Origin of the sequence: Streptomyces sp. NPDC007901, assembly GCF_042959465.1 — a bacterium.
GTDB lineage: Bacteria > Actinomycetota > Actinomycetes > Streptomycetales > Streptomycetaceae > Streptomyces.
In genome coordinates this window covers 20,973-46,652 of the sequence record NZ_JBIBKW010000008.1, presented here as the reverse complement: position 1 = coordinate 46,652, position 25,680 = coordinate 20,973, and the positions used below count along the sequence as shown (strand labels likewise).

18 protein-coding genes and 1 pseudogene are annotated in these 25,680 nt (G+C 73.2%); 8 read left to right on the top strand and 11 right to left on the bottom strand.

Going from position 1 to position 25,680, the window contains the following annotated elements:
• Positions 1–11: 11 nt before the first annotated feature.
• The 3 genes from ACFZDK_RS25740 to ACFZDK_RS25730 all read right to left on the bottom strand — a co-directional run bounded on the left by ACFZDK_RS25740 (position 12) and on the right by ACFZDK_RS25730 (position 7,423).
• A complete protein-coding gene (locus ACFZDK_RS25740) occupies positions 12–2,789 on the bottom strand; it encodes a beta-L-arabinofuranosidase domain-containing protein (RefSeq protein WP_390975995.1) in 2,778 nt (925 codons plus the stop codon).
• A gap of 106 nt (positions 2,790–2,895) precedes the next feature.
• Complete coding sequence (locus ACFZDK_RS25735) at positions 2,896–6,858, bottom strand: ATP-binding protein (protein ID WP_390975993.1); 3,963 nt, start codon at positions 6,856–6,858, stop codon at positions 2,896–2,898.
• Between the two features lie 88 nt (positions 6,859–6,946).
• On the bottom strand, positions 6,947–7,423 hold the full coding sequence (locus ACFZDK_RS25730) for an Lrp/AsnC ligand binding domain-containing protein (protein WP_390975991.1): 477 nt from the start codon (positions 7,421–7,423) through the stop codon (positions 6,947–6,949).
• A gap of 248 nt (positions 7,424–7,671) precedes the next feature.
• Here ACFZDK_RS25730 and ACFZDK_RS25725 point away from each other — a divergent pair, with 248 nt between their 5' ends.
• Both ACFZDK_RS25725 and ACFZDK_RS25720 read left to right on the top strand, forming a co-directional pair.
• Positions 7,672–9,159, top strand: coding sequence for an FUSC family protein (locus ACFZDK_RS25725; RefSeq protein ID WP_390975989.1), 1,488 nt, complete (start codon positions 7,672–7,674; stop codon positions 9,157–9,159).
• A gap of 127 nt (positions 9,160–9,286) precedes the next feature.
• On the top strand, positions 9,287–10,318 hold the full coding sequence (locus tag ACFZDK_RS25720) for a beta-propeller fold lactonase family protein (RefSeq protein ID WP_390975987.1): 1,032 nt from the start codon (positions 9,287–9,289) through the stop codon (positions 10,316–10,318).
• Positions 10,319–10,486: 168 nt separating this feature from the next.
• Here ACFZDK_RS25720 and ACFZDK_RS25715 read toward each other — a convergent pair whose 3' ends face one another.
• From ACFZDK_RS25715 to ACFZDK_RS25700, 4 genes are all read right to left on the bottom strand, one after another.
• Positions 10,487–11,410 carry a sirohydrochlorin chelatase gene (locus tag ACFZDK_RS25715; protein WP_390975986.1) on the bottom strand — a complete coding sequence of 308 codons (924 nt, stop codon included), beginning with the start codon at positions 11,408–11,410 and terminating at the stop codon, positions 10,487–10,489.
• A 142-nt stretch (positions 11,411–11,552) separates the two neighbouring features.
• Entirely contained in the window at positions 11,553–12,482 is a 930-nt protein-coding gene (locus tag ACFZDK_RS25710; RefSeq protein ID WP_390976490.1) for a BadF/BadG/BcrA/BcrD ATPase family protein, read from the bottom strand.
• A 134-nt stretch (positions 12,483–12,616) separates the two neighbouring features.
• Complete coding sequence (locus ACFZDK_RS25705) at positions 12,617–13,294, bottom strand: uracil-DNA glycosylase (protein ID WP_359219760.1); 678 nt, start codon at positions 13,292–13,294, stop codon at positions 12,617–12,619.
• Positions 13,295–13,429: 135 nt separating this feature from the next.
• Positions 13,430–14,515, bottom strand: coding sequence for a WD40/YVTN/BNR-like repeat-containing protein (locus ACFZDK_RS25700; protein ID WP_390975984.1), 1,086 nt, complete (start codon positions 14,513–14,515; stop codon positions 13,430–13,432).
• 278 nt (positions 14,516–14,793) lie between these two features.
• Here ACFZDK_RS25700 and ACFZDK_RS25695 point away from each other — a divergent pair, with 278 nt between their 5' ends.
• Complete coding sequence (locus ACFZDK_RS25695; protein WP_390975982.1) at positions 14,794–15,381, top strand: hypothetical protein; 588 nt, start codon at positions 14,794–14,796, stop codon at positions 15,379–15,381.
• Between the two features lie 27 nt (positions 15,382–15,408).
• Here the strand turns inward: ACFZDK_RS25695 and ACFZDK_RS25690 are convergent, their stop codons facing one another.
• Both ACFZDK_RS25690 and ACFZDK_RS25685 read right to left on the bottom strand, forming a co-directional pair.
• Complete coding sequence (locus tag ACFZDK_RS25690; RefSeq protein ID WP_390975981.1) at positions 15,409–17,388, bottom strand: HEAT repeat domain-containing protein; 1,980 nt, start codon at positions 17,386–17,388, stop codon at positions 15,409–15,411.
• A 127-nt stretch (positions 17,389–17,515) separates the two neighbouring features.
• Complete coding sequence (locus tag ACFZDK_RS25685) at positions 17,516–19,186, bottom strand: acyl-CoA dehydrogenase family protein (RefSeq protein WP_390975979.1); 1,671 nt, start codon at positions 19,184–19,186, stop codon at positions 17,516–17,518.
• Between the two features lie 63 nt (positions 19,187–19,249).
• Here ACFZDK_RS25685 and ACFZDK_RS25680 point away from each other — a divergent pair, with 63 nt between their 5' ends.
• Positions 19,250–20,005, top strand: a complete 756-nt coding sequence (locus ACFZDK_RS25680; protein WP_390975977.1) for a PaaX family transcriptional regulator C-terminal domain-containing protein — start codon at positions 19,250–19,252, stop codon at positions 20,003–20,005.
• A 6-nt stretch (positions 20,006–20,011) separates the two neighbouring features.
• On the opposite strand, the gene ACFZDK_RS25675 is transcribed toward ACFZDK_RS25680, so the two are convergent.
• The gene (locus ACFZDK_RS25675; RefSeq protein ID WP_390975975.1) at positions 20,012–20,476 is read right to left on the bottom strand and encodes a hypothetical protein; all 465 of its coding nucleotides are present in this window, start codon (positions 20,474–20,476) and stop codon (positions 20,012–20,014) included.
• Between the two features lie 65 nt (positions 20,477–20,541).
• Between ACFZDK_RS25675 and ACFZDK_RS25670 the strand changes: the two genes are divergently transcribed.
• Positions 20,542–21,954 (top strand): ankyrin repeat domain-containing protein, encoded by a 1,413-nt coding sequence (locus ACFZDK_RS25670; protein ID WP_390975973.1) that lies wholly within the window; start codon positions 20,542–20,544, stop codon positions 21,952–21,954.
• Between the two features lie 40 nt (positions 21,955–21,994).
• Here ACFZDK_RS25670 and ACFZDK_RS25665 read toward each other — a convergent pair whose 3' ends face one another.
• Positions 21,995–22,789 (bottom strand): pectate lyase, encoded by a 795-nt coding sequence (locus ACFZDK_RS25665; protein WP_390975972.1) that lies wholly within the window; start codon positions 22,787–22,789, stop codon positions 21,995–21,997.
• A 295-nt stretch (positions 22,790–23,084) separates the two neighbouring features.
• Between ACFZDK_RS25665 and ACFZDK_RS25660 the strand changes: the two genes are divergently transcribed.
• From ACFZDK_RS25660 to ACFZDK_RS25650, 3 genes and pseudogenes are all read left to right on the top strand, one after another.
• Entirely contained in the window at positions 23,085–24,407 is a 1,323-nt protein-coding gene (locus ACFZDK_RS25660; protein ID WP_390975970.1) for a GDSL-type esterase/lipase family protein, read from the top strand.
• 23 nt (positions 24,408–24,430) lie between these two features.
• A pseudogene (locus ACFZDK_RS25655) lies at positions 24,431–24,526 on the top strand (IS5/IS1182 family transposase); the annotation flags it as partial.
• 212 nt (positions 24,527–24,738) lie between these two features.
• The gene (locus ACFZDK_RS25650; RefSeq protein WP_390975968.1) at positions 24,739–25,590 is read left to right on the top strand and encodes a MarR family transcriptional regulator; all 852 of its coding nucleotides are present in this window, start codon (positions 24,739–24,741) and stop codon (positions 25,588–25,590) included.
• Positions 25,591–25,680: the final 90 nt, after the last annotated feature.

Below are 25,680 nucleotides of genomic sequence, written 5' to 3'. Positions count from 1 at the left end.
ACGTCTTGCGATCAGCGCGCGTACGACGCCTCCCGCGCCGTGGCCACGATCCGCTCGCCGTCCGCCCCGGCCAGCAGTCCGCCCGCCACCCACGCGTCCACCACCGACCGCACCCGCGCCACCAGCGCCCCCTTGTCCCGGAAGGGCGCCCCGGCCCAGATCTCGTCGAGCAGCGATCCGCCGTCGGCCCCGGCCGGATTGGCGACCCCCGAGTCGAGGCCGCCGAACACCACCGTGGGCTCCGAGCGGCGGAAATAGGCATGGGTTGGGTCCTCGGTGCCCTCGTGGAAGGGGGCGAACTCGGTCCCGTCCAGGGTGAAATGGAGCGGGGTCCCGGCCACCGGGGACAGCGACGGCAGCAGGTCGCCGGAGAGCCCGGCGTTGCGGTACAGCCCCAGCTCCAGGTACTCCGTCGCCGGGCTGCGGCCGACCAGGTTGACCGGCCCGTAGAACAGGGTCTGGACCGACGGATCGTCGAGGGCCCTCTCGACCCGCAGCCGGAACGGGACCGACACCCGCACGGTGTCCCCGGGCCGCCAGGTCCGGGACACCTCGAAGTAGCTTCCCGGCACCGGGGTGCCCGGCACCGCACGCCCGTTGACCGTCACCCGGAACCCGGCCGTCGCCCACGCCGGTACCCGCAGCCGCAGTGCGAAGGCGGCGGACCGCGCACTCCCGCCGACGGTGAGCGTGCTGCCCTGCTCCCGGGGATAGCCGGTGCGCTGGCTGACCGTGACGCCCTTCTCGGCCCAGGTCAGCGTGGACGGGCTGTAGAGGTTGACGTACAGGGCGCCGCCGTCGCCCGCCGCGCAGTACACCGAGTCCTGGTACTTGGTGGCGGACTCCATGCCCGTGCCCTCGCAGCAGGTCGTGCCCTGCTTGGGCGTGTAGTCCCGCACATGCCCGGGCGTCAGCCCGATGAAGTACGTGACCAGCGGCTTCTCGGCGTCGGCCCGGTCCTGCTTGGAACCGAGCACCTGGTTGTACAGCGCCCGCTCGTAGTAGTCCATGTACGCCGGATCCTGCTCGTGGAAGAACAGCGACCGGCTCAGCTTCAGCATGTTGTACGCGCAGCAGCTCTCGGCGGTGCTCGCGCTGATCGTCCCCGCGATCACGTCCCGCGCCTTCCAGAACTCGGTCGTGCTCGTGCCGCCGATCCCGTACATACGATGCGGTACGACCATGCCCCAGAAGTTCCTCGCGGCCGTGAGGTAGCGCTCCTCGCCGGTCGCGTCGTACAGCCGGACCAGGCCGGTGAAGATCGGGATGTGCTGGTTGGCGTGCAGGCCGTCGAGCGTGTCGGTGTCCGCCGCGCAGGCGTCGATGAGGCTGTCGAGGTCGAACAGCCGGGCCAGTGCGAGGTGTTCGGCCTTCCCGGTGAGTTCGTGCAGCTCACAGATGGCCTCGACGATCCCGCCGAACTCGCCGCTGGAGAAGATCCCCCACATCCGCTGGCGCGTGGTGGCGGGCAGCACGGACAGCCGCGCGTACATCCAGTCGCCCATCCCGGAGGCGAGGTCCAGCGCCCGCTCGTCGCCGGTCGCGGTACGGGCGTCCAGCAACCCCCGCAGGATCTTGTGCGCGGTGTAGTACGGTGCCCACACCTTCGTGTAGTCGCTGCCGGTCATCGACTCCAGCAGGATGAACTGCGTCTCCGGGTAGGCCGCGAGGAACCCGGGGTGGCTCGGCCCGCCCCAGGTACGGCGGAGGGCGGCGTCGAGCCCGCGCCCCGACCCGTCCGCGAGGTCCGGCCCCGACGTCTCGTCGAAGGCGTAGGAGACGAGGTCGCCGCGCGCCCGCACGCTCTGCAGACCGGCGATCTCCTCGTCGCCCAACGCCCGCGACCACACGTCGAACCCGCCGAAGGCGCCCGCGAAGATCGGGTCGTTGGCGTAGAGGGAGCGCCCGAGCCAGTGATGTGCCAGCGCCCCGAGGGCGGCCGGGGTGAGCGACATGGCCGTGTTCCGGGCCACGGCCGAGCCGTTGACGTACAGCGTGCCGGTGCCGTCGGCGATCGTCACCGCGAGGTGGCTCCACTGGTCCACGGGCAGCGCGGCCGTACCGTCGAGCCCTTGCTCGCCGCCCGCCCCGCCGGTGGTGATCGCGAAGCGCGGCACCCCACGCGCGTTCCGCGCGGCCAAGTAGAGATACCGGCTGGTGTCGTTCCCGAAGTCGAACACCCGCGCCCAGGCGTCCGCGTGACCGGGCTTCACCCACGCGGACAGCGTGACGGCCGAGGCGCCTTCGAGCACTCCGGCCGGCAACTCGACGTACTGGTACGACCCGCGCTCGTTCTCGACGGCGCGCCCGCCGAGGACCCCGTCGACGCTCAACACGGACGGATCCCGCCGCAGGGCCTCGCGCACCTCGCCCAACGCCCCCACCATGGTGCGGACCTTCGCCGCGAACACCTCCTCGCCGGTGCTCGCGTACGCCTGCGCCAGCATGGTCAGGAAGTGCCCCGTGTAGTGTCCGCGCAGATTCCCGTTGGCCTCCCCGTCCAGCCCCTCCCAGCCACCCGGCGCGACCGCACCGCCCGTGTCCAGCCCCGCGTTGGCCCGGAACACCTGCAACAGCCGGTTCTCGTCGTAACCGCGTGCGTGGTCGAGCATCAACGCCCGCTTGTCGGCGAACAGCCCCGGTTCGAGCGCCACCTCCGCGAGCCCGAACGGCCGTACCGTCCACGCCGCTTCGGCGGCAGCCGCCCTCCCCCCGACCGCGACACCGGCCCCGGCGGCGGCCAGTGCCGTCACCTGGAGGAGGGTCCTTCGGGAGAGGGACTGCGCCATGGGCTCCTCATTTCCTGCCGTTTGATATATCGAACATCGTTCGGTAAGCCGTCCAGAAGATAGGGAAGGGGCGCGGGGGCGTCAATGGTCCGGACGGGATGCGCGGTCAGGGCTGGTGGGGGCGGGGGACGCGGGCCAGCGCCGCCCTGATCGTCTCCGCGGGGTCGGGGAGGGGGACGCCGAGCCGACGGATGAGGGAGACGACCTCGGGGATGCCGGTGCGTTTGCTGAGGGCGGTCTTGTGGAGGTATTCGAGCGGGAAGTGCCCGACGTCCGGCAGCTCGCCCTCGGGCAGTTCGTCCACCCGCAGGAGCCGCAGGGCTTCGCTGAAGGCGAGCCCCTTCGGGAGAGTGTCGTGCGAGGTGGGGATGTTGCAGGCGTGCAGCCGCTTGGCCACCGCCGTGGGGCTCGCGCCGACCTCGCGGGCGGCCAGCAGGACAACGCTGAACGGCACGACCCGGTCGTCCGCGGACCACCAGCTGACGGGGCCGTTCGGTAGGAGGAGTTCCCTGTCCAGTCGGGTGGGGCGGATCGGCACCGCCAAGGGAACGTCCAGACCGAAGGCCCGCATTCTGTTGGTCTTGTGCCGCAACTCCGGAAGGTTCTCGACCTGGTGGAAGACGTTCACATAGTGGACATCGCTCTGCGGCGTGAGCCATTCGCTGTAGACCTCGTCCCACAGCAGCCAGATGTCGGCGGCGGAGGCGTCGGAGGGAAAGGGCTCGGGAGGTGCGAACCCCATGGACGCGAACCGGGCCAGCACACGTGGCGGCTTCAGTCCGAGTTTCTCCGCCACTTCCAGAACATGTCCCGCCGGCACCGAAGTGCCCTCCAGCCAGGGGCGCTTGCCGTCGGCGTTGACGCTGAGCAGGAGCAGGGTCTCGTCCGTCGGATGTGTTGGCAGCCGGTCGGCGTCGGTCCGCAGTCCGTGGGCCGAGAGTCTGCCGCACACCTCGGGCACGGGCAGGCCGAGTTTGACGCTCAAGTGGGCGATGTGGCCCAGGGGAACCGTCGCGTCGGGGTCCAGGCAGCCGGCGGACCTGTTCTCCGGATCGAGCCAGAGCAGGTCGTCCCCTTCAGCGGCCTCGCCCAGCGCCACGACGCCGTCGGCGAGGCGATAGCCGAAGCTGCGCAACAACCCGGCGGTCGACGTGACACCCGCGCCGGAGCGTTGGGCCGCATGCACGAGATCATCCAGCGTGAGGGCGTTCTTGCGGTTCAGGTAGCCGCCATAGACGTTCGTGAGCGTTCTGGCGCTACTTGTGGTGAGTTCGGCGTCTTCCGACCACCGCCGGGGGTCGTTGTCCTCGAAACCGAGATGGGCGAGGCGGTGGGCGACCTCGCGGCCCGTGAGACGCAGCCTGCTCGCCGAGCGGGCGATGGCCCCCAGGCTCGGGGCTCCCTGCCATCCTCTGTTTCCGTTCTCCGACAGCAGGAGCCACTGGTCGGACAATGTGGGCATGTGCACGGGCCTGGGATCCTCGATCTCCGGGCACACCTCGGCGAGCAGCCGCAATGCCGCGCGTGGCCGGCGAGCGAGGACCCGCCACAGGTAGATGTGATCCGGCGCTTCGCCACTGACGATGGTCCAGGTGGGCCGCCGGGCGTACCCGGCGCCTTCCGGGTGCCGGTCGCTCGGCACCATGGACACATCGGCCGGGAAGAAGCCCGTCTGTCCGCCGCCGAAGGTCATCCCTCGGTAGGTCATGTCCAGTGCCGTCGCGGAGAACGCGGACGCGACGATGTCACCCAGTACCGCGCTGCCCTCAGCGACGTTGCAGAGCCACACGAAGTCCGGCCAGTCGCCGTCGCCGTCGGTCAGCACGTCGGTTGCGGCGCCGAGCAGTTCCCGCACGGGCCGTGCCACGTCGTCGACAACGTTCCGGCGATCCACCGAGAGCCGCGCCGGGGCCGATTCACCGCTCAGATTGACCACGGCGCCGATGAGGCCGGAGCCGCTCGACGAGAGCACTCCGTCGTGTCCCGTGGGTTCCACGAGCAGACCGTCCACCAGCAGCGCGCCGCCGTGCTCGCACCAGATGACCTGGGGGTCGGCGCAGTCGCGGGGCCAGTACGCCTGACGCCCGTGGGCGTTGAGTCCGAAGGCCTCGGTCCGGGGCCCGGTATCCCTTTCCTTGAGCTGTCCCACGGTCCACGTGCTCGTCCGCCCTCCGTGCTGTGCCGACACGGGGAACTCCGCGAGGGCCAGCACCCGTTCCAGGACGTCCACGGCCGACCAGGACGCCGGATCGACATCGGACCGCAGATACAGCCGTACCCGAGTCCCCGGTTGCCGGCCCCGGGCCGCGGTCTTCACGATCCGGAAGAGATGGCCCGGACTGTAGATCGACACATCGAGGACCGCCCCTGGCAATCCGTCGGTGTCCATCCGGCAGGTGGTGACGCGGATTTCCTCGGCGAGCATGAAGTAGCTCAGCACGCCGATCCCGAAACGGCTGTTGGGATACAGCTTCACCGGCGGATCCAGCGACTCCCACCGCGCCCGCTCCAGCTTGAACTCCAGCTGCTCCGCGAAGCGCGCGCCGGCATGCGAGAAGACGCCGCGGAGTTCGGCCTCGCCCATGCCGATGCCGTCGTCCACGCAGTCGAGGTAGGCCCGGCCGTCGTCGTCGAGCCCCTGGACGAAGGAGATGCTCCCCGTGTACGGCTCGCCCGGCGCAGCGGTGGTGCGGTCGAGGTACTCCTGCCGGGCGCGCCGGTAACGGCAGGCGTCGAGCGCGTTCTGGTACAGCTCCCGGACGGCGAGATCGCGGTCCTTGTACAGCTCGATCCCCATGGCCAGATCGAGGACACGGCGACCGTCGCTGCGGAATCGCGCGTACCCGTCGAAGGCGCCCCGGCTGGGCACCACACCGTCGGCGGACAGCCGGGTCGGCAGCTCCGGCACGGGCTGGTTGACGCGTTCGCGCACCGTGCGCCGTACGGCGTGCAGCAGGGCGTCGGCCCGCCCGGTGTACTCCCGCAGCCCTTCGACGACCGCCTCGTGGTGGCACTCGGCGCGGAGCACCGGGAGATCGCGGGAGCCTCCCCAGTCCGCGTCCGCGAGCGTGCGGCGCAACTCGTCCAGGTGCACCGGGTACGGGATGGCGAGGTGCTCGGCGACGATGTCCGGCAGCGCCGTCATCTCGGCGGACATGCCGTACGCGAGAGCCAGCAGAAGGGCGACCCGCTGGAAGCGGATCTGCTGGTGGCCCGGACCGCAGCGGACCCGGTCGTCGCTGGGAAGGAGGTTCAGGAACTCCGGGTGACAGACGTCGGGCCCTCGTCGGAGCCCGTGCAGCAGGGCGGTCACCCGGTCGGCCGCGAGCGCCCCGCCCAACTCCTCCGCGGCCGGGCCCAGTTCCGCCAGGAGGCCCGGAACCGACGTCGCGTCGGTGAACTCCTCGTGCCGGGTCAGCCAGCGGTGGCAGAGCCACCAGCCGACCAGAGGCTCGGCCTCCGGGTCCCGCAGCGCCCGCTGGACCAGCGCCTCGCTCTCCTCCGTGAAGACTTCGTACGCCCGCCGCAGCGCCCCGGCGTCCGGCTCGGCCCGCAGTGACCAGGGCCGGATCTCCATGAGCTCCGCCGTCCGCCGCAGGGAGTGGACCCGGTGGAGGAAGGGGAACAGCACGAGGAGAGCGGCTTCGGCCGGATAGAGGTCGAGGCCGGCCGGCTGAGACTGCTGAGCCTGGTCCGCGCGCTGTTCCCGGGGAGGCTCGCCGAGCAGCAGGCCGATGTTGTCGAGGAACGCGGTCGCGATGCGCGCGTCGCGCCACGGATCCTGTTCCAGATGCCCTTCCAGGTCGTCGCGCAGAGAGGCGAGACGTGCGACGGCGGCGGCGACGTGCCGCCGGTGGTGTGCGCTGTCCCTACCGGACGGCACATGTCCCCACACCCCGGAACCGACGGCCTTGCGCACCCAGGCGTCCGCGTCCGGTGCACCGGCCTCGGCCTGCGGGGACGAAGCCTCCGGGTGCACGTTGATCTGGCCGATCGATCCGGCCTGGATGACCGTCGTCGCCGTCGTGTTGCCGCCCACGATGTTGTTGTGGGTGCCGCTCTGCGTCAAACCGCCGCCCCCCTCTGGCACTTCTCAGGAATCTAGACGAGCGCCTTCGTGAAGTGGTCGGTTTTGGACAGCTGGGGCCGGCGTGCCGTTACGGCCGTGGCGCCCGGCCCATCGACTCCACCAGCGGCAGCAGCCGGTGCGGAACGCGTTCGCGCAGGGCCACCTCGGTACGGGTGCGGACGACGCCCGGCAGGCTGATCAGCTTCTGGATCACGTCCTCCAGATGCGCGTTGTCCCGGGCCACCACCCGGGTCAGCAGATCCCCGCCGCCGGTGATCGAGAACGCCTCGACGATCTCCGGTACGGCGGCCAGCGCGTCCCCGACGTCGTCCAGGTGGCCCTGGGTGACCTCGATGTGCACGAAGGCCAGCACCGGGTGGCCGAGCGCGGCGGGGGAGAGGGCGGGGCCGCTGCCGGTGATCACACCGTCCCGCTCCAGCCGGTCCAGACGGGCCTGCAACGTCCCCCGGGCGACACCGAGGATCCGGGCGTACTCGCGGACGCTGGTGCGCGGCTGCTCCAGCAGCAGCCGCAGGATGCGGGTGTCGAGCTCGTCCACGGTCATGACGTACGACTGTACCAATGGCTCATGCGGCCATCCCGTCGACCTGGGCCATTGGCGCGCACAACGCTCGACCTCTCGTCCGTGGAGTGGGCCAATGGCGCAGCGAAAAAGGTGACAGTTGAACCAGTGGGCCGCACGATGCTCTCATGGTGTGTGTCGATGGCGCTGCGGATCCCCGCGGCGCCATTTCTGTGCCGTTCGAGCGCCGTCCAGGTGCCGTCCGTGTGCCGTCCGTGGGAGGGGAAGCAGTGCTGAAGAGGGTGTTCGTGGCGCCGGACCCGGGGCGGGTGCGGCTGCGCTTCGCCGCGCGGGCCGTGCTGGGCATCGGCCTGGCCGTCGTGGTCTGCGGCCTGGCCGGGCACTCCCTCGCGGGCGCCGTCACCGGCGGGCTCGCCGCGCTGCTCGCCCTGTTCACGGTCGCGGACCCCACGGTGCGCGGGCAGGCCGTCACCACCGCGCTGCTGCCCGCCGTGGGCCTGCCCGTGCTCGCCGCCGCGGCCGAACTGCACGCCGTACCGGTCGCCCGCGACCTGGCCTTCCTCGCCGTGATCGGCGCGGGCGTGTACGCACGCCGCTGGGGGCCGCGCGGCCACAGCCTCGGTGTGTTCGCCTTCATGACCTTCTTCGTGGCCCAGTTCCTGCACGCCACCCCCGGACAGCTGCCCGAGCTGTCCGCCGCCGTCCTGCTCTCCGTGCTCTGCGCCGCCGCCGTCCGCTTCGGCCTGTGGTGCTACGAGCGTCACCTGTCCCCGGCGCCCGTGCCCGCGCCGCCCGCCGGCACCGGCCTGGCCCGGGTGACCACCCGGCAGGCCGTGCAGGCGACGGCGGGCGCGGGTTTCGCCCTGGTCGTCGGTCAGCTGGTGTCGGGCCAGCGCTGGTACTGGGCGGTCGGCGCCACCTGGTGGATCTTCGTCAACACGGCCTCGCGCGGCGAGACGCTGGTCCGCGGCTTCCGCCGGGTCCTGGGCACGGTCATCGGCATCGCGCTGGGCCTGCTCGTCGCCGTCCCCGTGCACGGCGCCCCCGTCCCCACCGCCGTCCTGGTCGCGGTCGCCGTCTTCGGCGTCTTCTACTCGGCCGCCGTCTCCTACACCTGGATGATGCTCTGGGTGACCTTCCTCGCCGAACTCCTCTACGGCCTCCTCGGCGTCCTCAGCCCCGGTCTGCTGGCGCTGCGCCTCACCGAGACCGGGGTGGGTGCCCTCGGCGCCGTGCTGGCCGTGCTGTTCGTGCTGCCGGTCACCACCCACCTCACCACCGACGCCTGGATCCAGCGCGCCCTGCGCTGCGTCCACGCCGGCACGGCCGAGGCCGCCGCCCGGCTCGCCGGCTCCACCACCGCCGACCCGGCACCCCGGGTGGCCGAACTGGAGCAGCTGCTCGGCCGGGTACGGCTCTCGGTCGCCCCCCTGGTCCATCCGCTCAACCCGATGCTCGGCCGCAAGCGCCGGGCCCGCCGCGTCCTCACCCTGCTGGACGACTGCGCCCGGGAGATCCGCGGCCTGGTCGCCGTCGCCGCCGACCCGGAGGCCTCGCACGACGCCCGGCTGGCCGCCGCCTGCTGGCGGGTGGAGGCCGCCGTCGAGGCGCTCACCAGGGGCTCCGCACACGTCGCCGGGCCCGCTGAGCCGCCCACGGAACCCGCCCTCGCCCATCTGCACGGCCTGGAGCGCGCGCTGGCCGAACTCGCCGAGCCGCTGCGCACCCCCTCGGGGTCTCCCCTGGTCGGCGCCTGAGCCACGCCGACCCACACATCCTGGTCTAGACCGCAAACTGCTACCGTCGGCCCGGGATCGGCTCGCACCGACTCGTACCGGCTTGTGGCGGGACTTGTGGCGGGACTTGTGTCGAGAGGGGACAGCGGTGGCAGACGGCGGCAGGCGGCGGAGGGCCTTCATCGGGTCGTTCACGGCGGCGGGCGGGCCCGGGGTCGTCACGGCGGCGGTCCATCCGCACAGCGGCGCCCTGGCCCTCCTGGAGAGCGTCGACGGCGTCCCCGACCCGTCCTACCTCGCACTCGCACCCGGCGGGCGCACCCTGTACGCGGTCAGTGAGACCGCCGACGGCGCGGTGGCCGCCTACCACGTCCACGACGACAAGCCGAGGCTGGCCGGTCCGCCGGTCCCGGTCGACGCCAGCGGTCCCACCCACCTCAGTGTCTTCGACGGCCATGTCCTGACCGCCAACTACGGCTCCGGCAGCGTCTCCGCCGTCCCCGTCCGCCCCGACGGCACCCTCGCCCCCGTCCGATCCGGGCTGCTCCAGCACACCGGGTCGGGGCCGCACGAACGCCGCCAGCGCGGTCCGCACGCCCATCAGGTGCAGCCCGATCCCAGCGGCCGCTGGGCGGTCAGTGTCGACCTCGGCACCGACTCGGTCCGCGTCTGCACGCTCGACGGCGGCATCCCGGCCCTGCACGGCGAGTTCGCCCTGCGCCCCGGCTCCGGCCCCCGCCACCTGGCCTTCCACCCCGACGGCCGGTACGCCTACGTGGTCAACGAACTCACCCCGACCGTCACCGTCTGCCGCTGGGACGCCGCCACCGGCTCCCTGCGGCCCCTGAGCGAGACCCCGGTACTCCCCGGAGCCCCCGCCGGCGACGCCTACCCCTCCGGCATCGCCGTCTCGCCCGACGGCCGCTTCGTCTGGACGGCGACCCGCGGCGAGGACGTCCTCACGACGTTCACCACCGACGAGGACCGCCTCCACCTCACCTCCACCGTCCCCTGTGGCGGCCACTGGCCCCGCGCCCTCACCGAGTCCGACGGCATCCTCTACGCCGCCAACGAGCGCTCCGGCAACATCACCTGGTTCACGATCGACCAGGAAACGGGCCAGCCGCGTTACGACGGCTCGGTGGAGGTCCCGGCGGCCTCCTGCGTGATCTTCGGCTGAACAAGCGCCCCTTCAGGGGCGCGGGGCTGTATCGATCTGCGGCTACCGCCGCGTGGGCGCGACCAGCCCCCACCAACCCGCAGTCAAGAGCAGACCGCACCCACCCCAAAAAAACCGACGAGGCCCTCTCGAAGAAAGGACCCCGTCCGGAAGAAGGAACGGCACGCGTCAGCGAACCGGCGCCCCCTGCGGCTGCTGCGGAGCGATCCCCAGCGCCGTCGTGTACTTGGCCAGCGCCAGCTTCCCGATCGCCGGGTACGGCCCCAGCGGCTCCGCGGTGGCACACCCGGCCTCCTCCGCGGCAGCGGTCAGCAGCGCCGCGTCGATCTCCGGCCCTATCAGATACGGCGCCAGGGCCAGCTGCTGCGAACCGGACCCGCGCAGCTGCTCGGCGACGGAGGCGATCGAACCCTCCTGGTCCAGCGCCGCGGCCATCACCGGCACGGCCAGGCGCGCGGCGAGCAGCATGCCGGTGATGCCGGCGGCCTGCACGGCCTCGTCGCCGCCCACGGACGCGAGGATGATGCCGTCCGCGGCCGTGGCCACGGTGAACAGCCGGGCGCGGTCGGCGCGGGCCAGACCCGCCTCCGAGAGGCGCACGTGCAGCGCCTCGGCGAGCAGCGGGTGCGGGCCGAGGACGTCGGTCAGGTCGGCGGCGACCTTGCTCTCCATCACGGCCTGGCGGACCTGGCGCAGCAGCGCGCTGTCCGGACCGGCCAGCAGCGGCACGACCACGGCGACCGGGCCGTCGGGCGCCTTGAGCCCCTCGACACCGGCGGCGACGGCCTGCTCGTAGCGAGCGGTGCGCTCCTCGGCGGCACGGGCGAGGACGGACTGGAGGGTGGGGAACTCCGCGTCGTCCCCGTCCAGGTACCCGATCCTGGCGTCCAGGCCGGGCAGCTCGGAACGGGCGATGCTCACGACCTCTTCGGCGAGGCTGCGCGTGGCCGCGCTGGGCGTACCCGGCACCGCGAGGACGAGCGCGGGCGCGTCCTGGGGCGCCACCAGCGGCTCGGGGCGGCGGTGCCGTCCGGGCTGGCGGGGGCGCGGCATTCGTACTGGCAGGCCGGCGGGCCCAGTGGGGGAACTCATGGCGCCGCATGTTACTGGCTTATTGGGCTCCCTTGTTCGGGGAGGGTGCAGGTGAGCGGTATCCGTCCGGTTTTGTCTGATGAGTTACGCATGATTCGGAGGTGATCCCATCAGCTGTCGGACACTTCATGTCTCCATGGGATCAATCACCTTTTGTGTGCACCACGGAGAACATCCGTTCATCACTCGGCAGAGTGAGCCGCCCGCTGACCAGGTCACTCGCGACGCGTACCGCTCCGTGCAGCGGATCGCCCTCCGCCGGGACCTGCCGGGCCCGCGGCAGCCGCCGGGCCAACTCCTCGGCCAGCGGTACGAGAAGCGGATCGCCCAGGTGGGAGAGACCGCCGGTGAGGGCGACTCGGGGCTCTCCCGACGTGGGGCAGACGGCCGCGGCCGACTCGGCGATGTGCCGGGCCGCCGCGCGCAGGATCCCGGCCGCGACCGGGTCGTGGACGGCGCAGTCGGCGACCTGGGGAACGAAGGAGGCCAGTACGGCGGGCCGGTCGGTGCGCGGATAGAGGAGCCCGGGCAGCCCGGGCAGCGGCCCGAACCGCTCCTCGGCACACGCCCGCAGCGCGGCGGAGCCGCCGTCCCGCCCGTCGAAGGCGCGCAGCGCCGCCTCCAGTCCCGCCCGGCCGATCCAGGCCCCGCCGCCGCAGTCGCCCAGCAGATGGCCCCAGCCGTCCGCCCGCCGCCAGCCGGCCAGATCGGTGCCGGTCGCGATCAGTCCGGTCCCGGCGGCGACCACGGCGCCCGGGCGCGGACCCAGGGCGCCGACGTACGCCGTCACGGCGTCGGCGGCCAGCACAACCGTCCGCACGCCGAGTTCCCGCGCCAGCGCGCCCGGCAGTTCGGCCCGCAGGGCGTCCCCGAGGCTGGCCAGTCCCGCCGCGCCGACGACCACCGCCGCCACCCGGTCCAGCCCGTACTCGCCGGTCAACGCCCGGGTCATGGGCAGGAGTTGCTCCAGCAGGTGACCGGGGTCGATACCCCGCGTCCCCGTGCGCACCGGCTCCCGCGACTCCCGAGGCGCCGACGGCGCCCGCCCCGGCGCACCCACCACGGCCCGCAGCCCGGAGCCACCGGAGTCGACGGCGAGGAATCCCGGCCCGGTGCCTTCGCAGTCGACCGCGAGAGACTCCGGCCCGGTGCCTTCGGAGTCGGCGGCGGGCGGCCCCGCACCGCGGGCCTCGCCGCCCGCCGCGGTCACGGCAGACGCCAGTCCACCGGCTGTCCCCCCTGCTGCACCAGCAGGTCGTTGGCCCGGCTGAACGGGCGCGAGCCGAAGAAGCCGCGGTCCGCCGACATCGGCGAGGGGTGTGCGGACTCCACCGCCGGCAACTGGCCGAGGAGCGGGCGGAGATTGCGGGCGTCGCGGCCCCACAGGACGGACACCAGCGGCTTGCCGCGTGCGGCCAGCGCCCTGATCGCCTGCTCGGTCACCTCCTCCCAGCCCTTGCCCCGGTGCGCGGCAGGGCTGCGCGGGGCCGTCGTCAGCGCCCTGTTGAGCAGCAGGACGCCCTGCTGGGTCCAGGGGGTGAGATCGCCGTTGGACGGCTGGGGCAGGCCGAGGTCGGTGTTGAGCTCCCGGAAGATGTTGATGAGGCTGCCCGGCAGCGGGCGTACCTCGGGCGCGACCGAGAACGACAGCCCCACCGCGTGCCCGGGGGTCGGGTACGGGTCCTGGCCGACGATCAGGACGCGGACGTCGTCGAAGGGCTGCTGGAAGGCCCGCAGAACGTTCGGCCCCGCCGGGAGGTAGGTGCGTCCCGCGGCGATCTCCGTACGCAGGAAGTCGCCCATCTCGGCGATCTTCCCGGCCACGGGTTCCAGGGCCTTCGCCCAGCCCGGTTCGACGATTTCATGCAAAGGTCGTGGCGCCACGGCGTCACCCTACTGCCGTACACGGGTCGGCGATCAAGCCGCGGTCGCGGGGCGACCGAGGATGACCGGACCGTCGGCACGGATGACAGAAACACCCCTCCTCCCGGGGACCCGGACTCATCGGATTCACCGGACTCAGGCGACGACCGCCGCCCGCACGCACAGCACGTCCGGCAGATGGGAGGCCAACTGGCGCCAGCTGTCGCCGTCGTCGGCCGAGGCGAACACCTCGCCGTTGCGGTTGCCGAAGTACACCCCGGCCGGGTCCGCGTCGTCCGTGCAGAGCGCGTCCCGCAGCACCGTGCCGTAGTGGTCCGCCGCGGGCAGCCCCGCCGACAGCGGCTCCCAGGTCGCGCCCGCGTCGGCGGTGCGGAAGACCCGGCAGCGGTGCTGCGCGGGCACCCGGTCCGCGTCGGCGTTGATCGGGAAGACGTACGCCGTCTCCGCGCGGTGCGGATGGGCCGCCGCCGCGAAGCCGAAGGTGGACGGCAGGCCCGCGCCGATGTCGGTCCAGTGCGCTCCCGCGTCGTCGCTGCGGTACACCCCCCAGTGGTTCTGCAGGTACAGCCGGTCCGGACTGCCCGCGTCCTGGGCGATCTTGTGGACGCACTGGCCGAACTCCGGGTCGGGGTCGGGCAGGAACACCGCGGACACACCCGAGTTGGACGGCGCCCAGCTCGCGCCGCCGTCCTCGGTGCGGAAGACACCGGCCGTCGAGACGGCGACCGTCACCGCCTTCGGGTCGCGCTGGTCCGTGACGATGGTGTGCAGGCCCTCACCGCCGCCGCCCGGCACCCACTGGCCGCGTGTGGGGTGTTCCCACAGAGGCCGGACCAGGTCGAAGCTCTCCCCGCGGTCCTCCGAGCGGTACAGCGCGGCCGGTTCCGTGCCCGCGTAGACCACGTCCGGTTCGGCGGCGGCCGGATGCAGCTGCCAGACCCGCTCCAGCGAGGCACCGGTGTCCTTGGGGAACTTCACGGCGGGCCGGGCCGGTTCCGTCCAGCTGCGGCCGAGGTCGTCGGAGTGGAACACCGAGGGGCCCCAGTGCGCGCTGTCGCCGCCCGCCAGCAGGCGGGGCCGCTCGCCCCGGGTGTCGATGGCCACCGAATAGATCGCCTGCGCGTTGAAGTACGGACTCTCGTCGAACTCCCAGGTGTCACCTCGCCGCCGCCCGAGGAACAGACCCTTGCGGGTCCCCACGGCGAGCAGTACCTCGGTCATGCCGATCACCTCCATGACGTCCTTGTCACAGCCAGCACTCAGATATCGGCCAGTCTGCACCCCACCACTGACAGCCACCCGCCCGATCGCGTCCGCGCAGGTCGGAGCCGTCGTGTCGGCGGGGCGAACAAGGCGGCGGAACGCGTTCCGGAAGACGCCTGCGCGAGCGGGGCCCCTCGTGCGACCGTCGACTCGGAGATTCGCCGTGAGCAACGGGGCGGCCTCTCCCGTATGGGAGGGCGGTCCGGGCTGTCCGTGCGCGCGTGAGGAGGATGCCTTTGAAGGCGTTCCGTGGTCCGAAGGTCTGGCTGTGGCGCTGGCGGCGCAACCCGCTGAAGCGTCGCGCCGACACGGTGGAGGCCTGGGTGCTGCTCGGCGCCTGGCTGTTCACCTTCCTGGCCGGGGTGTTCGCCGGGCTGGCGGCGGCCCGGTCGGTCGAGGGCGGCCTGGCCCGGGAGCGCGTCGAATGGCGACCGGTGGTGGCGCACGTCGTCGAGAAGGCCCCGGGGACGTCCGGGCAGCAGGCCGGCTCCTCCGGCGGTGAGCGGGTCTGGGCGAGGGTGGGGTGGACCGTCGAGGACGGCTCCGCGCACTCCGGCCAGGCCCGGGTCCCGGCCGGCAGCAAGGTCGGCACGCCGGTCACCGTGTGGACGGACCCCCAGGGCCACCTGGTCACCCGGCCCGCCACCGTCTCCGAGGCCCACCTCCGCTCCGCGCTGGTCGGCGGCCTGGTCGGGCTGAGCACGGCCGCCGTCCCGTTCGTGGCCGGGCTCGTGGTGTGCGGCCGGCTGGAGCGGCGGCGGATGGACCGCTGGGACGCCGAGTGGTCGCGGCTGGGCCCGCAGTGGGGGCGGACGACCGGCTGAGGCACGCAGCGGCCCGGGGCTGCTCGGTCACCGACTCGCCAGCGCCGTCCGGCAGTCGGCGAGCAGCCGCTCGTCCTGGGCGATGCCGTGGCTGCCGTACCCGCCGGGGCGTGCCGTGTGCCGTCGGGCGGTGGCGAGTTCGGCCGTCAGCAGGTCGTGCAGCGGCGCGCCCGCCGGGCCCATCGCGGCCAGGCACGCGGCGATCGCGCCGCGTGTGTACGGGTTCTCCGACCAGGCGGACCGGAACACCGGCAGCACGGGTTCCGGATCCCCGGCGATCCGCCAGTACGCCTGTGCGGCCGAGGTCCGTTCCCACACCCGGCCGGAACCGGCCGCCGCACGCAGGGCGGGCAGCGCGTCCCGGGCGGCGGCCCCCAGCCGCCCCAGCTGCTCGGCCGCCGTCCGGGCGCTGTGGCCGCGGCCGAGCGTCAACTCCCGCACCAGCACCGGGAGTACGGCGCCGGTGTCGCCCTCGGCCGACCACAGGGCGCCCGCCGCCAGGGCCGCGTGCCGGGTGTCCAGGAGCCGGCGCAGCACGGGTGCCGCCGCCCGTGCGGCCGTCCCCAGGGTGTCGAGTGTCCGTACCGCCTGGCCGACCAGGGCCTCCCGCGCCCCGAGCCCGTCCGGTGCGCCGTGCAGCAGCCGCAGCACCTCCGGCACCGCCGCCGGGTCCTCCAGGGCGGTGACCGCGGCCAGCAGCGGGGCGGCCCGTTCGGCGGCCTCGGGCGCGTCCAGCGGGATCCGCCCGAGGCGGTGCCGCAGCGCGGGGGCGAGGGGAGCGGCCGCCCGGCCCAGATGGACCACCTCGAAGCCCAGCCCGCCGGGCACCACCGGCCGGGCCAGCAACTGGGCCAGGACCGGCACCGCGCGCGGATCACCGCTTCTGGCCAGCCCCTTGAGCGGCCCGCCCAGCGAGGGTCTGCCGCGCTCCCAGGTGTGCACCCACAGGTCGGGCCGCGCGGTCACCAGCGCGTGCAGCTCGTCGGCCGCGGGGGTCGCCAGCCGGAACAGCTCCGCGAGCACCGAGACGGCCGCGTCCCGCAACTGGTCCTCACCACAGCCCAGCTGAGCCCCGATCAGCACGACGGGCGCGGTGAAGTCCGCCCGCCACGCGCGGAACAGCCCGGCCGACATCCACACCGCGCTGCACCGGTCCGTCACGACGGGGCTGCCCAACTGGCCGACGAGCAGGGCGATCCGGTCGGCGACCCGGTCGTCCAGCGCCCGGTGCAGGGTGCGCAGCAGATACGCACCCTCCTCGTCCGACGGCCGCAGCCGCCGTATCCGGCCGACCAGGGTGTCCGCGTCCGGCCGGTCGGGACCCGCCGTGCGCCGCTCGGACCGCTGCCTGAGCAGCCGGACCGCCGTCGGCACCAGGTCGGCGGGCAGCCGCTCCGGCGCGCCGAGGGCCAGCTGGCCGAGCGCGGCGAGCCGCGTCCCCGGGGGATGCGGCGGTCCGCCCTGCGCGGCCAGCAGGTCCACCGCCCCGGCCGCCCGCGCGGGATGGCGCCGTACGAACAGGCCGAGCGCCGCCGTCAGGGCCAGCAGCACCTGCTCGTCGCGCTCGACCGCGATCCGCCGTCGCAACAGCCCCAGCACCCGCGCCGGTTCGTCGAGGAACCGGACCAGCGCCCCGGCCGCCGCCCGCCGTACCCCGGGGCAGGGATCGTCGGCCAGCGGCACGAACGTCCCGGCGCCCGCGCGCACGGCGGCACGGGCCGCCGGACCGGCGCTCTCCGTGCCGATGCTGACCAGCAGTTCGACTATGGCGCCCCGGTCCGGCACCTCCGGGCGCGCGGCGAGCGCGAAGAGGAACGGGACGCAGGCGAGCGTCGAGTCGTACACGTTCCCCTGGTGATGCACCGAGCCGTACATCCCGTCGAGCGCGACCTCCCGTTCGGTCGCGTCCGCCGAGGCCAGTCCCCGCAGCAGACCGGGCACGTCCTCCGCGCTGCCGTACGCGTGCCGCAGCGAGGCCCAGTCGACCTCGTCGATCCCCGTGAACACGTTGTCCTCCCCGGGCGAGTACCACCTGCTCAGGAGTCTGCACCACGGCACTGACAACGATGCGGAATCGGACGGCGACTGTGTGCGATCCGTCGGCGGGCACCGGCCAGGGACACCCGATGAGGGATCAATTCCCGCCAGGCAGCGCCCGTTCGAGGATCGGATCGAGGCCGGTCCCGGCGGGCAGGGTGCCGAAGGCGTGCCCCCAGTCGCCGCCGAGCCGGGTCGCGCAGAAGGCGTCGGCCACGGCGGCCGGGGCGTACCGGACCAGCAGGGAGGCCTGGAGGGCCAGCGCCATCCGCTCGACCAGCCGGCGGGCCCCCGCCTGATCGGTCCCGGCCAGATCGCCCTTCAGGCGGGTCACGGCGGCGTCCAGCCGGGCGTCCGCCCCGCGCGCGTGCGCGAGTTCGCCGAACAGGGCGTCGGCGGCGCCGGGTTCCCGGGACAGCGCCCGCAGCACGTCGAGCGCGTTGACGTTGCCCGAGCCCTCCCAGATCGACAGCAGCGGGGCCTCGCGGTAGTGGCGGGGCATGCCGGAGTCCTCGACGTAGCCGTTGCCGCCGAGGCACTCCAGGGCCTCCGCCGTGAAGGCCGGGCCCCGCTTGGTGACCCAGTACTTGCCGACGGCGGTGGCGATCCGCCGGAAGGCCCGCTCCTGCTCGTCCCCGCGCACCGCGCGGTCGGCCGCCCCGGCGAGCCGCAGGGTGAGCGTGGTCGCGGCCTCCGACTCCAGGGCCAGGTCGGCCAGGACGTTGCGCATCAGCGGCTGGTCGATCAGCCGGGCGCCGAACGCGCCGCGGTGGCGGACATGATGACCGGCCTCGACGAGCGTCTTGCGCATCAGGGTCGCCGAGTTCATCACACAGTCCAGCCGGGTGCAGTTGACCATCTCGATGATGGTCTTCACCCCGCGCCCCTCCGGGCCGACCAGCCAGGCCACGGTCCCGTCGAACTCGGGCTCCGAGGAGGCGTTCGACCGGTTGCCGAGCTTGTCCTTCAGGCGCTGGATGCGGAAGGCGTTGCGGCTGCCGTCCGGCAGCACGCGCGGGACGAGGAAGCACGACAGGCCGCCCGGTGCCTGCGCCAGCACCAGGAAGACGTCGCACATCGGCGCCGAGGTGAACCACTTGTGCCCGCGCAGGGTGTACACGCCCGGCTCGGCCGTGGGAGCGGCCGCCGTGGTGTTCGTCCGGACGTCCGAGCCGCCCTGCTTCTCGGTCATGCCCATCCCGGCGAGCAGCCCCGGCTTCTCGGCCGGCGTGCGCAGCCCGGGGTCGTACTCCCGGCTGGTCAGCAGCGGTTCGTACACCTTGGCCAGGTCCGGCTGGGCGCGCAGCGCGGGAACGGCCGCGTAGGTCATCGAGGTGGGGCAGCCGTGGCCGGATTCGGTGTGTCCCCACACCAGCCCGCCCGCCGTCCGCGCGACATGGGCGCCGGGCCGGTCGTCCGCCCAGGGCGCCCCCGCCAGCCCCTCGGCCACGGCCGTCCGCATCAGATGGTGCCAGCTGGGGTGGAAGTCGACCTCGTCGATCCGGTTGCCGTACCGGTCATGGGTGCGCAGCTCCGGCTCGTGCCGGTTGGCCAGCTCGCCCCACTCCTGCGCCTCCGCGCTCCCGGCGCGCGCCCCGAGCCGCCGGATCCCCGGCTCGGCCCACTCCGCGCCCTCCCGGCGCACCCCCTCCAGCAGGGCCGGGTCGTCGGAGGCGTCGTAGGGGGCGAGCGGCGGCGCCTGGTTGGTGACGTCGTGGGTGGCGTACTGCGGTTGCGGAAGCGCGACGGTCGAGTCCATGCCCCCCATGTTGCACTCTTCCTGCGGCCGTATCAATAATGCAACAAGAAGCCGCACGTACAGTACGTGACCATGCGCATGAACGTGTCCGCCGAGCCCGCCGGCGCCGACCTGCGGCCGCTGTCCGCCCGCTCGGTCGTGCTGAGCCTGCTGCTGGGCACGCATCCGCCCGCGCTGCCGGTGAAGGACCTGGTCCGGCTCGTCGAGCCGTTCGGGGTCGGCGGCTCCACGCTCCGGGCCGCGCTCAGCCGGATGACGGCGGCCGGCGATCTGCGCCGCACCGACGACGCCGTCTACGGCCTCAGCGACCGGCTGCTGGCCCGCCAGAGCCGCCAGGACGAGGCGGTACGACCGCGCACGCGCGCGTGGCACGGCGACTGGGAGATGCTGGTCATCACGGCGACGGGCCGCGGCCCGGCCGAACGCGCCGATCTGCGCACCCGCCTGACCGCCCTCCGCCTGGCCGAACTCCGCGAGGGCGTCTGGCTCCGCCCGGCGAACCTGGCCAGGCCGCTCCCCGGCGACCTCGCCGACACCGCCCAGTCCTACACGGCCCGCCCCGACCGCCCCGCACGCGAACTGGCCTCCGCCCTCTGGCCGTTGACCACCTGGGCCACCGCCGCCCGTACCCTCCTGACCCGAGCGGCCGCCTCCCGCCTCCCACCCGACCGCTTCACCGTCTTCGCGGCGGCCGTACGCCACCTGCTCGCCGACCCGGTGCTCCCCCCGGAACTCCTGCCCGCGGACTGGCCGGGCGACGACCTGCGCACCGCGTACGCCGACTACCGCGCGGAACTGGGCGAGCCGGCAAGTCACCCGGCCGACTGACCTCCCCTACGGCGCCGTCCCGACACCACGGACCCAGACGGCAGGCGGCGCCGCCACCGCACCCTCCGCACCACCCCGCGCCTCGGCGAGATCCGCCCAGCCGATCACCCCGGGGGCACGGTCGGCGAGGAACGCCTCGACGACGGGCCCGAGGTCGTCGCACGCCACACAGGCGGCGCCGAACGGGAGGGCGTCGGCGGCCACCGAGCCGGTGGAGCAGCGCAGTTGCCCGGCCTGCGGGTCGTGCCACACGTAGAACGTCGCCGTGCCACGGAAACCGGTGGTGCGGATCCGGGCCCCGATCGCCTCGGCGGTCCGCTCGAAGGCGTCCACGACCTCGGAGACCGACAGGGACCGGTCCGCCTCCTCCAGCCCCAGCCACCAGGTGTTCGTCTCCTGCTCCGCCCGCCGGTCGGCCGGATCCAGCACCAGAGGCTCCTCGGCGATCTCCGCAATCGATGTCAGCAGCACCACAGAAGTATCCGCGCCGGAAACGAGATGCGCCGCTCCGCGGGGCCACCGCATACTCCGTACCGATGCTGTTCGGCGAGGGGAAGACGTTGTTCGCAGCGGGGGACGGGGACTTGGGGGACGTGGGCGGGAGCGGACTCGACGGTCGGCTCAGGGCCGCGGTGCGGGCGGGGGACGCCGAGGCCGTGCGGGATCTGCTGGACGGGGGCGCGGATCCGGACACGCCGGACGGGGACGGGCTGCCGCTGCTGTGCGCGGCGGTGGCGGCCTACGACGGGCCGGTCGCCCAGGCGCTGGTGGAGGGCGGCGCGGATCCCGACCGGGAGCTGCCGGACGGGACCACACCGCTGTGGCGCGCGGTTGACGGCGGTTCCCTGGAGGTCTTCTCGGCGGTGCTGGGCGAGGAGCCCCGGCTGCGCCTTCCGGAGGCCTCCCGTGAACGGCTGCTCGCGCTGGCCCGGGGCTGGTACGAGACGGGCGCGGCCGAGGAACTGCGGCGCAGGACGGGTGCGCCGGGTCCGGCCGTCACGGTCCGGGTGCAGGACGACGAGTACCGCTGGGTCGACCAGGTCTCCCTCGGCGGCCTCGTCGTGCGGGCCGGGCACGGTGCCGTCCTGACCTCCCTGGAGTGGGCCTTCCGCATCCTGACCCCCGTCGACGAACTGGTCGCGCGCGCCGTCCGGCAGGCGGACGAGGACCATGTGGACTGGTCCGAGGTCTGCTGGACCCTCACCCGTCGGCGCAGCTTCGAGACCTGGTCCGCCGTGGTGGCCCATCGGCACGCCCCGGACCGGGTGCCCCGCCGGTTCGTGGTGGACTACCTGCGCACGCGGGGACTGGTCGACTCCAGCCGCTCCTACGAGCAGCAGGAAAGCGAGCTGCTGGCCGCCTGGGTGACGGAGGAGGCGGACGGCGGGATACTCGCGCAGGTGCTGGAGATGTTCGCCTGGCACGACCGTCCCGACGAGGAGGCCGTAGGCCTGCGCTACGCCGCCCACCCCGACGCCCGGGTGCGCCGCGAGGTGCCCTACACCCTCTGCAGCGGCTCTCTCCCGCACACGCCCGCCGCCCGGGCGGCCCTGCGCACCCTCATGGGTGACCCGGACTCCGAGGTGCGGCTCGCCGCCTGCGCGGCGAGCACCCGGGACGCGGACCTCCTCCCGGACAGTACCCGGACCCTGCTGGCGCTGACCGAGGCACCGGAAGCCGGTGTGCGGGGCGCGGCCGCGGCGGAGTTGTCCCGCCCACTGGACCGTACGCCCGCCGTCGCCGTCGCCGACGGCCTCGCGGCACTGCTCGGCGACGACAGCCAACTCGTCCGCCTGGAGGCCGCCTACGGTCTCGCCCTGCGCGACGACCCGCGCACCGCCGAGGCGATCGAGCGGGTGGGACCGCTCGGCGACGGCTTCGAGCACGACCACCGGGTCGGCGAGCTCTGGCAGTGGAAGTGGCGCAAGGCGCACCCGGCCGACGAGTGACGGAGCCGTCGCCGCCCGGCGACGGCTCCACCGGTCACGCTCACTTGTAGGTGATGTCCGAACTCGCGTACTTGCAGTACGTCCCGTCCGGGCCGCTCCCGTTCGTCGTGGGCTCCGCGCCCGTGTTGTTGCCGATGTACTTCTGGCACGGCACGATCTTCTTGCTGCTGTCCCCGACGATCGTGATGTTCTTCAGCGTCGCGCTGTCGCCGTAGTTGGTGTTGATCCCGACGAGCGCGGTGCCCTTGTAGGTCGCCTCGATGGTGTTCAGGTTGATCGTGCGCTTGTACTGCGTGGAGCAGTTGCCGCACGAGCGGACCAGCTTGCCGAAGGTCTGCACGGCGAAGTTGGACACGTTGAGCGTCCCGGCGCCGTTGAACTGGAACACCTTGTCGCTGGCCTCCTTGGCGCCGCCGCCGGAGACGGTGTAGACGTTCGACGACGAGGAGCCGCGGAAGGTGGCCGCGTCCTCGCCGACGTCCTCCCACCAGACGTTCTGCAGGGTGCAGCTGCCCTCGCAGTGGATGCCGTCCGCGGCGGGGGCGCCGATGATGACGTTCTTCAGGACCGTGCCGGCCGCCAGGTCGAGGATCGGGTCCTGGTCCTCGCTCTGGCCGCCGCTGCCCAGGTCTCCGCTGCCGTACAGGCGCAGCATCCCGTAGTCCTTGGTGCCCGACAGCTTGATGGTCGCGGTGACGGCCTGACTGCCGCTGGCCGTCGGCCAGGTCGCGGCGTCCGCCCGGGTGCCACCTGTCATGATCATGCCAAGCGAGAGCCCGAGGGCGGCCAGTCCGCCCGTCAGTGCGCGCGCACCGGTCCGTGCTCGTGAAGTCATGTCCCGTATGCCTTCTTTCGAGTGGGAGTCTTTCCGGTGTCCCGTTGATCAGATGAGTGAACGACGTCCGCGATGTCGAACCATCGGTCACAGTGCTGAACGGAACGTAGGGTGAAAGCGCTTTCTAGTCAACGCCCCGCGCAGCATCCGTTCCGCTCGCCCGCTCGTCCGCAAAGTGCGATGGAAGCGCTTCCATGGGTGGTCGTGGCCATGCCACGATGACGGCGCCCAACGGCACCACCTGCACGGTCAGTTGACAGCAGCTCCGCTGTCGCCCCTCGTCAGGAAGGCCCCCGTGAAGCCGAAGCCCAGCAGAACACCGCTCGCCGCGCTCCTCGGCGCCTGTGTCCTCGCCCTCGCCCTGGTCGTGACCGCCTCGGCGCTGACCGCACTGGTCCGCGGCCCCCGCCAGGTCGCCGCGCACCCCGACCCGGGCAGCCACTGGGTGAACACCTGGACCGGGATGCCCCAGCTCACCGAGCCCGGCAATCTGCCGCCCGCGCCCTTCACGGGAGAGCGGTCCGTGCTGGCGGACACCACCCTGCGCCAGACCGTCCGGGTCACCGTCGGCGGCCACCGGCTGCGGCTGCGGTTCTCCAACGCGTACGGCGACACCCCGCTCCCGCTCACCTCGGTGACCGTGGCGCTCCCCGAGGGCGGCCGGGCGGGCGCCGCCGCGATCGTCCCCGGCAGCCTCCGGCCGGTCACGTTCTCCGGGCGGGCCTCGACCGTGGTCCCCGTCGGCGCCCAAGTGGTCTCCGACCCCGTGGACTTCGCGCTGACCCCCGGCGCCGACCTCACCGTCACCGCGTACACCGCGCAGGGCCAGCCCGATCTGGCGCTCACCTCGCACCCGGGCTCGCGCACCACGTCGTACCTCGTCAACGGCGACCACACACGGGACGCGGATCTCACGGGTGCGGCCCATGTCGACCACTGGTACCTGCTCAGCGACGTCGAGGTGCGGGCCCCGGCCGGCACCCGGGCCGTGGCCGTGCTCGGCGACTCCCTCACCGACGGCCGGGGCTCCACGACCAACGGGAACGACCGCTGGCCCGACCAGTTCTTCGACCGCCTCCGGTCCCGCCCGGACACCTCGGACATCGCGGTCCTCAACCAGGCGGCCGGCGGCAACCGCGTCCTCAACGACGGCCTCGGCCCCAATGTCCTGGCCCGCCTCGACCGGGACGTCCTCTCTCGCAGCGGGGTCTCCTGGCTGATCGTCTTCGAGGGCGTCAACGACATCGGCACCGCCGCCGCCACCCCGCAGGCCCAGCAGGCTGTCGCCGACGACCTGATCGCGGCCTACCGGCAGATCGTCGTCCGCGCCCACGCCCAGGGCATCCGCGTCTACGGCGCCACCCTGCTGCCCTTCGGCGGCAACGCCTACGACGACGGGGCGGGCGTGCGGGAGGCCGCCCGGCAGCGCGTCAACGCCTGGATCCGGGGGCACGGCCACTTCGACGCGGTGATCGACTTCGACCGGGTGGTACGGGATCCGGCCGACCCGGGTCGCCTGCGGGCCGACCTTCAGGTGGGGGACTGGCTGCACCTCAACCCGGCCGGGTACGGGGCGCTGGCGGGGGCGGTGCCGACCGGGCTGTTCACGGCGGGGTGAGCCGGGGCCGGTACGGCGTACCGCGGATGTGGGCCGTCGACGGCAGCTGGGAGCGGATGCTCGTGGGCTCCACGAGCGTGCGAGCCCACCAGCATGCGGCCGGGGCCCGCGAAGAGGGGGCCTCGGCCGGCGAACCCGGCGGCCATGCCCACCTGATCGTGATCGTCACGCACCACCACATCCGCGACAGAGCCCGGAAGCCGGACCAGAACCCGCTCGCGCGTACACAGCCGCGCAGGCGCCCACCCATCTGCACGGTTCCCTTCGGTCGCCGATGAGTTTCGCTGTGCCGGACGGTCCGAGTCGGCACACCTGACGAAGGGAGAGCCCGATGGGCACGACACGCCTGCATCCGCCGACTCACATCGCCCGGCGCATGTTCGAGCTCCTGGAGCCGATCTGCCTGGTCACGTTCTTCGCCGACGAGTGCAACGAGGAACTGGCCGCACTCGGTCACCGGACCTACTGGGACGGTTACTTCGCCAGCCGCGCCGCGCCGCTGGGGCGGGTACCGGCGCAGATCGTGCACGCGGCCTTCTACAACTTCGCCGACGGGGAAGCCGCACGGCACATCCCGAGCGCCTGGGAGACGATTGCGCCCGAGGCCTCCGTCGCCGCGCGGGAAAGGGGCAGCGCGGCCTCCCTGCGGCGGATCCTCGGCGACGAACTGGCCGGCTCCCCGGGCCTGGTGCGCGCCGCCGACCTGACCGCCAAGGCCGCGACGAGCGCCCCCACCGAAGGCCGGGTGATGTACGCGGGGATGCGCACCCTCGCGGTGCCGAGCGACCCGGTCGCCCGGCTGTGGCATTCCGCCACCATGCTGCGCGAACACCGCGGCGACGGGCACATCGCCGCCCTCGTCGGCGCGCGGATCGGCGGCACGGAGGCCCACGTGCTCTGCGCGCTGGAGCAGGGCATCCACCCGCCGGAGTCGTTCGGACGCATCCATCACCTGCCGAAGGAGCGCCTGGCCGCGGTCATGGACGGCATGCGCGAACGCGGACTCATCGACACCGACGGCCACTTCACCGACGCCGGCCGCGCGACCAAAGAACGCATCGAAACCCTCACCGACGAACTCGCCACCCCGCCCTACGACGCCCTGTCCCCCGCCGAACTCGACGAACTGATCACCGAGCTCGAACCCATCACCGCGACCCTTGTGGCCACCGGCTCGCGGTGACACGCAGAAACAGCCACAGACCTTCATGATCAGAGAAGGCACAGGACACCGACGACCCTGCGGAGGACGCGGCGCGGGCCGCACCCGCCC

Excerpts from the sequence above, each read along its gene's own strand:
- ACFZDK_RS25740 (WP_390975995.1), bottom strand. The coding sequence starts at position 2,789 with ATGGCGCAGTCCCTCTCCCGAAGGACCCTCCTCCAGGTGACGGCACTG.
- ACFZDK_RS25730 (WP_390975991.1), bottom strand. The coding sequence starts at position 7,423 with ATGACCGTGGACGAGCTCGACACCCGCATCCTGCGGCTGCTGCTGGAG.
- ACFZDK_RS25715 (WP_390975986.1), bottom strand. The coding sequence starts at position 11,410 with ATGAGTTCCCCCACTGGGCCCGCCGGCCTGCCAGTACGAATGCCGCGC.
- ACFZDK_RS25700 (WP_390975984.1), bottom strand. The coding sequence starts at position 14,515 with ATGACCGAGGTACTGCTCGCCGTGGGGACCCGCAAGGGTCTGTTCCTC.
- ACFZDK_RS25685 (WP_390975979.1), bottom strand. The coding sequence starts at position 19,186 with ATGGGGGGCATGGACTCGACCGTCGCGCTTCCGCAACCGCAGTACGCC.
- ACFZDK_RS25680 (WP_390975977.1), top strand. The coding sequence starts at position 19,250 with ATGCGCATGAACGTGTCCGCCGAGCCCGCCGGCGCCGACCTGCGGCCG.
- ACFZDK_RS25670 (WP_390975973.1), top strand. The coding sequence starts at position 20,542 with ATGCTGTTCGGCGAGGGGAAGACGTTGTTCGCAGCGGGGGACGGGGAC.
- ACFZDK_RS25665 (WP_390975972.1), bottom strand. The coding sequence starts at position 22,789 with ATGACTTCACGAGCACGGACCGGTGCGCGCGCACTGACGGGCGGACTG.
- ACFZDK_RS25650 (WP_390975968.1), top strand. The coding sequence starts at position 24,739 with ATGGGCACGACACGCCTGCATCCGCCGACTCACATCGCCCGGCGCATG.